Raw genomic sequence first — 3,462 nt, 5'->3', positions numbered from 1 at the left:
TTTGCCTTTAAAATAGGCTATAACGAAGGCACCAACCCCTTATACAACGGCAACATTAGTTTAACCCAATGGAGAAGTGCCAATACCGACAACAGTTTAAAAACCTACAGCTACACCTACGATGCACTGAACCGCATTAAAACGGCCATAGACAATTTAGATAGATATAGTTTATCAAATGTTAGCTATGATAAAAACGGTAATATTTTAAGTTTAACAAGAAAGGGCCACATAGTAGCCAACCCGGTGTCGACCAACAGTGCCCACTTTGATACCATGGACAATCTCACATACACCTACCAAGCCAACAGTAATAAGTTATTAAAAGTATCTGATGCCATAGTCACCCCGAGTGCTGTACAAGGAGAATTTAAAGACGACCATAATCAAACCACACCAGACCCCACAAACGATTACACCTATGATGCTAATGGCAATATGAAGACCGATACCAATAAGGGCATTACCAATATTAATTACAATCATTTAAACCTACCCGTACAAATTTCGATAAACGGTATGGGACAAACGGGAACAATTACCTATATTTACGATGCAACAGGTGTAAAGATGAGAAAAACGGTCAGTACAGGAGCTACTACAGATTATGCAGGGAACTACATTTATGAGAATGGCACACTAAAGTTCTTCTCACACCCGGAAGGCTATGTAGAACCTGATGGTACCAACTTTGACCATGTGTATCAATACAAAGACCACTTGGGGAATATCAGGTTAAACTATAAAGACATCAGTACCACAAGTACACCAATACTAGAAATTATTGAGGAGAATAATTATTATCCTTTTGGTTTACAGCACAAAGGGTATAATAATGTGGTGAACGGTACAGAAAATAACTATCAGACGTATAGTGGTAAAGAGCTAAATGAAGAACTTGGGTTGAACTGGCTTGATTATGGTTGGAGAAATTATGATGCAAGTATTGCCAAGTGGATGAATCCTGACCCTTTAGCAGAACAATATTATGCTGTCTCACCTTATACTTTTGTTGCTAATTCACCAATAGTTCTTTCAGACCCTAATGGTAAAGAAATATCATTTTCAATTACTAGGGATGAGAATGGAGAGATAACAGGTGTCAACATAAATGTTACAGGAAAAATAATTGATGAGACTGGTAAGTTAAGTCAAAAGCAACTTGAAAGAAGAAGGGATAGAATATTAAAAGGATTCTCTAATATAAAAGTTGAAGGTGATGGGGTTGCAGTATCTTTTACTGGAAATATTGATGTTGCTAGTTCTGAATCAGATATTGATAAATCAGACCACGTTTACCGTATTGTGGATGATATAAAAAATGTTCCTGGCAATGGTCACGTAAATCCTAAAACAGATCCAGAAGGATTTACACCTACAGGGCAGAATGTAGTTTATTTGGAGAGAGATTTTACCTCTAGGACAGCAGCCCACGAAACATTTACGCATTCAGCTGGGTTATATCATATTTGGGATGCAACAAGTGGAGGGCAATCATTATCTAGATATGATGCTGAAGGGTACGCAAGTGCTAGAGAGACAGCTCGTTCGGCTCAATATCCTGAACACGTGCAAAAAGCTGCAGAAGATTATGTCTATTATATGACAAGGCAGACTTTTACAAGAAATGATTTGCCAAAAAACTTAACCCATCAATCTTCTACTACAAACTCAAGTGGAAATTCAATGGCAGGTAATAAAGTAACAAGAACACAAGTTAGGTCAATTATATATAACGTTATAAATGGTAGAAGTAATAAAGGTAAGCAGAAGTCTCAGTAGTATTGTAGTGTTGCTATTACTATTATCTTGTTCTGCAAGTAAATTAAATGAGAATAAAAAGAGAACTATATCGATTATTTTTGGTTCAGTTTATGAAAACGAAAAGCTTACATTATCTGTTAACGATTCGGTTTATTATAGTGATAGAGATATTAAAACCAATTCTCTAGGCACAGACCCTAAAAATTATATTGAGATAGAATCAGATAAAGTGCATCTTAAAGGTTACTTTATGGCTAAAATCGACCCTGAATTTGATAAAGACTATACTAGAAAATTAGAAATAGACACCATTTTATACAGAAAGAAAGGACGTCTAATAAGTATAGGGGCAAATTATCACAAATACTATATTAATCAGCAGAACAAAAAGTTCAAAGTAGAATAAATATTGAAATAGACCACTCTTCGGAGTGGTTTTTTTATGCGTAAGCTTTTTTAGTTTTAAAATCTCTTAAAAAAGCATCAATGGTAAGCAGTAAGGCATCACGTTCCTTTTGTGGTAGTTCGTTAATATCATTTAATCTTTTAAGCATTATAGGATCTTGAAATGCGTCTGCATCGTTAGTCTCGCCCAATAGATAACCTACGGTTGTATCAAGTACATCGGCAATCTTTACAACGACATCAATAGACGGTCTTACTTCGTCCCGTTCATACTTGCCAATGGCAGAATGATGTGCCTCAATAAGTTTGGCTAACTTGTTTTGAGAAATCTTCTTTACTTCTCTTTGTTCTCTCAATTTTTTACCGAAACTCTGCATAACTTTTAAAATAAGGTATTAAAAACGGCTATTTGCGCTTATTAGGCAAATATATTGCGAATAAATTACACTTTAAAATAAATTTTTAGTTGCTAAAACAGTAATATTTTATAGATTTGTACCAAATAATCGCAACTAAATATTTTTACGATGTTGAATACTTCCAATCCAAACAACTACGAATACACTACAAACCATTTAGAGATAAGCGTCCTTGGCGGTATCAAACTCAATCATTTAGACAGCTTGCGTGTAACATTGGGCATCAAAAAAGTAAAGTCAGAGACCAAACTGCGCCACAATATTGATTTATACAACGATAACCAAGTCGAGAAATTGGTTAGAAAAGTAGCGGAACGCATCGAGATAGGAACATCAATAGTACGCAGAACACTACAAGAATTAACCAACGAACTTGAAACCTATCGCCTATCACAGCTTGACCAAGAAGATGTAAACGAGTTTACCATTAGAGAACTCACAAGCAAAGAACTGCGAGCCGCAGAGGCATTTTTAAAGAAAGATAATTTACTTCAGGCAACCAATGACCTGATCGGAAATAGCGGAGTAATCGGCGAAGAAACAAACAGACTTTTAATGTACATTATCTTCACGAGTCGTAAAAGTTCAAATCCATTGCCCCCCGCTGCCGCACGATTGCATCGTGTGGCATTTGACCTTCAAAATGTTCTAACAATCTAATCTGCTATAAACATAAAATAAGTAATTTTATGAAATGAGTAGAAATTATAAATTTCATAATCCAGAAGGCTTATACTTCGTGAGTTTTGCTGTGGTCGATTGGCTAGACGTTTTTACCCGAAATGAGTATAAAGACATTCTTATTGACAGCTTATCCTATTGCCAAAAACATAAAGGAATGGAGATTCATGCTTGGTGTATCATGACCAACCAT

5 protein-coding genes are annotated in these 3,462 nt (G+C 35.6%); 4 read left to right on the top strand and 1 reads right to left on the bottom strand.

Annotated elements, in window-relative coordinates; all coding sequences use genetic code 11:
• Positions 1–1,782: RHS repeat domain-containing protein (locus tag FJ651_RS15625; protein WP_317130891.1), on the top strand; the 1,782-nt coding region annotated here is incomplete at its 5' end.
• Entirely contained in the window at positions 1,745–2,170 is a 426-nt protein-coding gene (locus FJ651_RS15620; RefSeq protein ID WP_140991723.1) for a hypothetical protein, read from the top strand. The genes FJ651_RS15625 and FJ651_RS15620, both read left to right, overlap by 38 nt.
• A 34-nt stretch (positions 2,171–2,204) precedes the next feature.
• On the opposite strand, the gene FJ651_RS15615 is transcribed toward FJ651_RS15620, so the two are convergent.
• Positions 2,205–2,546: a helix-turn-helix domain-containing protein gene (locus FJ651_RS15615; protein ID WP_140991722.1), complete on the bottom strand. Its 342-nt coding sequence runs from the start codon at positions 2,544–2,546 to the stop codon at positions 2,205–2,207.
• Between the two features lie 150 nt (positions 2,547–2,696).
• Here FJ651_RS15615 and FJ651_RS15795 point away from each other — a divergent pair, with 150 nt between their 5' ends.
• Complete coding sequence (locus tag FJ651_RS15795) at positions 2,697–3,248, top strand: phage tail assembly protein (protein ID WP_216746173.1); 552 nt, start codon at positions 2,697–2,699, stop codon at positions 3,246–3,248.
• 34 nt (positions 3,249–3,282) lie between these two features.
• Positions 3,283–3,462: transposase (locus FJ651_RS15605; RefSeq protein ID WP_394348100.1), on the top strand; the 180-nt coding region annotated here is incomplete at its 3' end.

It is taken from the genome of Paucihalobacter ruber, assembly GCF_006494535.1.
Taxonomy (GTDB): domain Bacteria; phylum Bacteroidota; class Bacteroidia; order Flavobacteriales; family Flavobacteriaceae; genus Paucihalobacter; species Paucihalobacter ruber.
The sequence above is the reverse complement of the archived record's forward strand: the minus strand, read 5'-3'. Positions and strand labels throughout refer to the sequence as shown.

What these genes read in the sequence shown, in the direction of transcription:
- FJ651_RS15615 (WP_140991722.1), bottom strand. Translation starts at nt 2,546, where the DNA reads ATGCAGAGTTTCGGTAAAAAATTGAGAGAACAAAGAGAAGTAAAGAAG.
- FJ651_RS15795 (WP_216746173.1), top strand. Translation starts at nt 2,697, where the DNA reads ATGTTGAATACTTCCAATCCAAACAACTACGAATACACTACAAACCAT.
- FJ651_RS15620 (WP_140991723.1), top strand. Translation starts at nt 1,745, where the DNA reads ATGGTAGAAGTAATAAAGGTAAGCAGAAGTCTCAGTAGTATTGTAGTG.